General features: G+C 48.9%; 3 protein-coding genes. All 3 read right to left on the bottom strand.

Features of this window, described 5'->3' with window-relative positions:
- Positions 1 to 209: 209 nt before the first annotated feature.
- Positions 210 to 1,967, bottom strand: a complete 1,758-nt coding sequence (locus tag Q7P41_RS08565; RefSeq protein ID WP_303883485.1) for a hypothetical protein — start codon at positions 1,965 to 1,967, stop codon at positions 210 to 212.
- A 25-nt stretch (positions 1,968 to 1,992) separates the two neighbouring features.
- Positions 1,993 to 2,403, bottom strand: a complete 411-nt coding sequence (locus Q7P41_RS08560) for a hypothetical protein (protein WP_303883483.1) — start codon at positions 2,401 to 2,403, stop codon at positions 1,993 to 1,995.
- A 32-nt stretch (positions 2,404 to 2,435) separates the two neighbouring features.
- The coding region (locus tag Q7P41_RS08555) for a glycosyl transferase family protein (protein ID WP_303883481.1) at positions 2,436 to 3,679 on the bottom strand (1,244 nt) is incomplete at its 5' end.

Below are 3,679 nucleotides of genomic sequence, written 5' to 3'. Positions count from 1 at the left end.
ACGGGCATCTTGTAAACGTAATTCTCCTCGAACCTGAATTTCCCTTTCATACGCCAGCCCCCCTCGTACACCCGATGGCATGCCCTACATCCTCTGTAAAAGGGCGTTTCTGCAAGGCCTCGGGAGACTCCACCATCTCCTGAAAGGGAAGGAAACTGCTGCTTTTGGATGAAAAGCACCGACAGAAACTTGTATAGGAAGGATGCCGATCAAAAGGCATTGGTTATCCTGATGGCCAGGCCTTCAGCCCTATCCGCATCGCTTAGCTTGAAACGATATTGAAGGATGATGTCGAGGTACGAACGTGGCGCATGATAATCGTCTTCCCTGTACCACGTCCTCCACATCAAGCCCGGACCAATGCTCAAGGCCCATTCCTCATCAGAGGAATCGATGCCCTCGAAGGAAAGGGGATCACTGTCGTAATCGCCGCGGAAAAAGAGGTGAGGCGTAAAGACGGTCTTTCCCTTTTGCCCTCCCAAACGCGTGCTTCTCCCGGCCCTACACTCTACCACCCCAAAGGTCCGTCCTTCATCCAGCAGATGGGCTACCTCGCCGTAATAAAAAAGATAATCCCAACTGGGATCCGTTACATTCAAATCTGATCCCCTGTCCCAGGAATAGCCCATGCGGACCTGCCAGTCGTTCGACTCGTCCTGCTTCCAGTGTCTTTCCAAAGCGATGTTCAAGTTTGTGTCGCCTATAGGTTTGTACCTGATGCCCAAAACGTACATCCCCGTATCCCAGCCTTCATTATCGTTTTCAGCGCTCAAGGTCAACCCGTAAGACACATACATGGACAACTGCCTGCCATTGTCATTTATCATCTGATAGTAGATCTCCTGCCACATCTGTTGAGTTTCGCCCCCGGAGACGGTCCTGCCCGAGATATAGCCGGGGTATCCGTTCTCTTGGTAAAAATAAGATGTGTACATGCCCCATCGTCGTTCCAAATTGGAGTTCTCACGCCGAAGGGAGTAAATCCAGCCCTTCGTTTCCTCGTCATTTTCTCCGCGTTTTCTGTATGCTTCAATGCTTCTCGTAAAATAATGCATGCTCTTTCTGTTATTGCCTGCGCCTTTGAAGGCGTAGGCAGCATCGGCCAATACCTCGGGAGACGCCCCGCAGTCATCGGACAAGGCTTCATCGAAAAGATTTGCAGCCATGTCGTCCTCGCCAAGGTTTGCAAAGAGATAGGCAAGCGTAAGCAGCCTGTACTGTGTAGCCGACCGGGGATACAGTGACATGGCCTCCGACATCAGCTTCGCCGCAGCCTCAACGTTACCCTGAGCTTTTTCATATTCCCCAAGCGCCCATAGCACTTCCGCCCTCTGCGAATCCGATTGGGCCATGTTGGACAACCTGTCCATATATCTTCTTAACTCGCTGCCCGACATTGTATTTGAGACGAGCCGTGCGACGCCGTAAAACACCATCGGGTCGTCATGAACGGTCAAATATTTTAACGCCTTACCGGCATCGTTAAGCTCGATGGAGAGGTTAACCAGGCTCAAGCGCACGTTTTCTCGAGCATCCTCGGAAAGGTCGTCAAATTTGAGGGCCTTTTCGAAATCCTCAAACGCCCCTTGCGGATCGCCCAGTTCAAGCGACAAATAGCCCCGCGTCGAATAGACATAGCCGTTACTCAAGCCTCCCAAAATTGCTCTGGTGACCTGCTCCTTTGCCTCCAAGGGCTTTCCTTCTTTCCTGAGTATCTCCGCATAAAGCATTCTAAGGGAGTGGTTTTTGGGGTCTTTTTTCAAAAGCTCTTCAGCAAGGCATTTTGCTTCCTCTGTCTTGCCCGCTTCGTAAAGGTCATAGACAGAAGGCACGGAAGCATGTGCAGGCACATAGATGTCGGGCAATAAAAAAAGCATCGCAAAGGCAAAAACGGCAAGCAACCTCAGCATATCCTTGCTATGAACCCAGATATATGATGCAATAAGCTGTCTTTCTGTTCTTTTCATGAATGATATCATCCCTATATTAGATTTAAGTGCTCATTTCCATGTGAGCAAGATCACCCAGTATATTGAGCATATCGCTTTCCTTCATCAGGCAAAACTTTAGTGGCCCCGTCCAGTGCTTCTTTATTTCGTTCAGACATTCCTGCGCAACAGCTCTGGTGACGGCAAGCCGAAGGGCCCCATCCTTCTCGATCGAGGCCGGAAAGACGAGATGGTCGGCGCATAACTTCTTTGGCAATACATCTGCCATCGCTGCCACATCGATCTCATCTTGGGATACCAGTGGCAACCCCAGCTGCTCGGAGAGTGCCTTAGAAAGGGTATCCTCGTCGATCAGCCTGTGCTTCATCAATATTTCTCCCAATAACTTGTTGCTTTCCCTTTGCTCTTGCAGTGCAGCCCGTAAGTCCTCTTCCCGCAAGACCTTCCACTGCAATAGGATATCGCCCAATCGTCTTCTGTAGGTGGCTAGCGTTCCTCGGTCGGATAGACGTGCTGCGTTTTATCCCACACCAAGGGCTTACCCGATAAAAGATGCTCGCCGAAGAGTCTCAATGCCCTCAATGTAGCACAAAAATTTATAAAATTAACCACAAAAATTCTCGGGATGCTTAAAAGCGATTGCTTCCAGCCGTAAAGCAAGAAGACAAACAATGCGCGGTGCAATAATCTGTTTGCTAGGAAAAATATGTTAAAGATCAATAATGTTCTAGGGATAGCATAGTTATATGAAGGCAAAAAATTAAGCCTAAGACCAACAAATAGAAACATGTAATTGATAAATAGTATATTGGCCAGGAAATTAACGAAAGAGGTAAATAAGCCCTTACGGTCTCTGTACAGAAAGAACTTATCGAATATATCTCCACGCCAGCCCAATGTCTTGGCTCCCTGCAATGCAATGCCCAGTATCCAGCGACTTTTCTGCCTTACGGCAGCCCAAAAGTTATCTGGGAAATACTCAGATACGGATACGTAAATCTTTCTTGTCCTCCTTATGCCCTTCTTGCCCTGGAGAACGATTGGAAAATGCAAGATAATGCCACCTATTCCCTCCTCCGCCAACGTCAATCCGACTACGTAATCCTCTGTCAGGGAATCGGTGGGGAAAGGACTGCCTCCGTTTTTCTGTTCCAGAAAAGATATGGCGCGCCGGCTAAAGCAGGTACCCACGCCGGCGCTTGGTATCCCTTTAGTCAGTCTTTCTCTGACTAAAAGGTCCTTCAAGTGCCACTCGCTGAATTCGTCCATGTAAGTACACGCCACGAAATCCTTCCATGAGCGCTCCAGCGCCATGACCGGAATTTGTATCATGTCTTTTCGAGGGAGCAGATAGTTAAAGAGCTTCAGCTCCAGGAGGTGGACTATGTCCTCGCTATCGTGCAAGACATATCCCGAAAAGCTTATTCCATGCAGCATTTCATAGGAATGTATCTCGCGGACGACGAAGTTAAGGCAGTCCGCTTTGTTTGTAGGTCCCGGGTGGGCCACCGTGACTCTGACGACCTTCTGAAATTTTTCCGATATAAAATCGACTTCGCGCGAAGTCTCTGGGTCGTTTACATAGGTGCCGCAAAAAATGACGTATCGATCGTAATCCAGATGCTTGATCGTCGTCTCAAGCATCTTGCCGATCACTCCGGCTTCCTGCCATGCCGGAACCATAATGGCAATCCACTGCTCTTCTTTTTTGTATAGATCCTCAACGGTCA

This window comes from Acetomicrobium mobile (assembly GCF_937920065.1).
The sequence above is the reverse complement of the archived record's forward strand: the minus strand, read 5'-3'. Positions and strand labels throughout refer to the sequence as shown.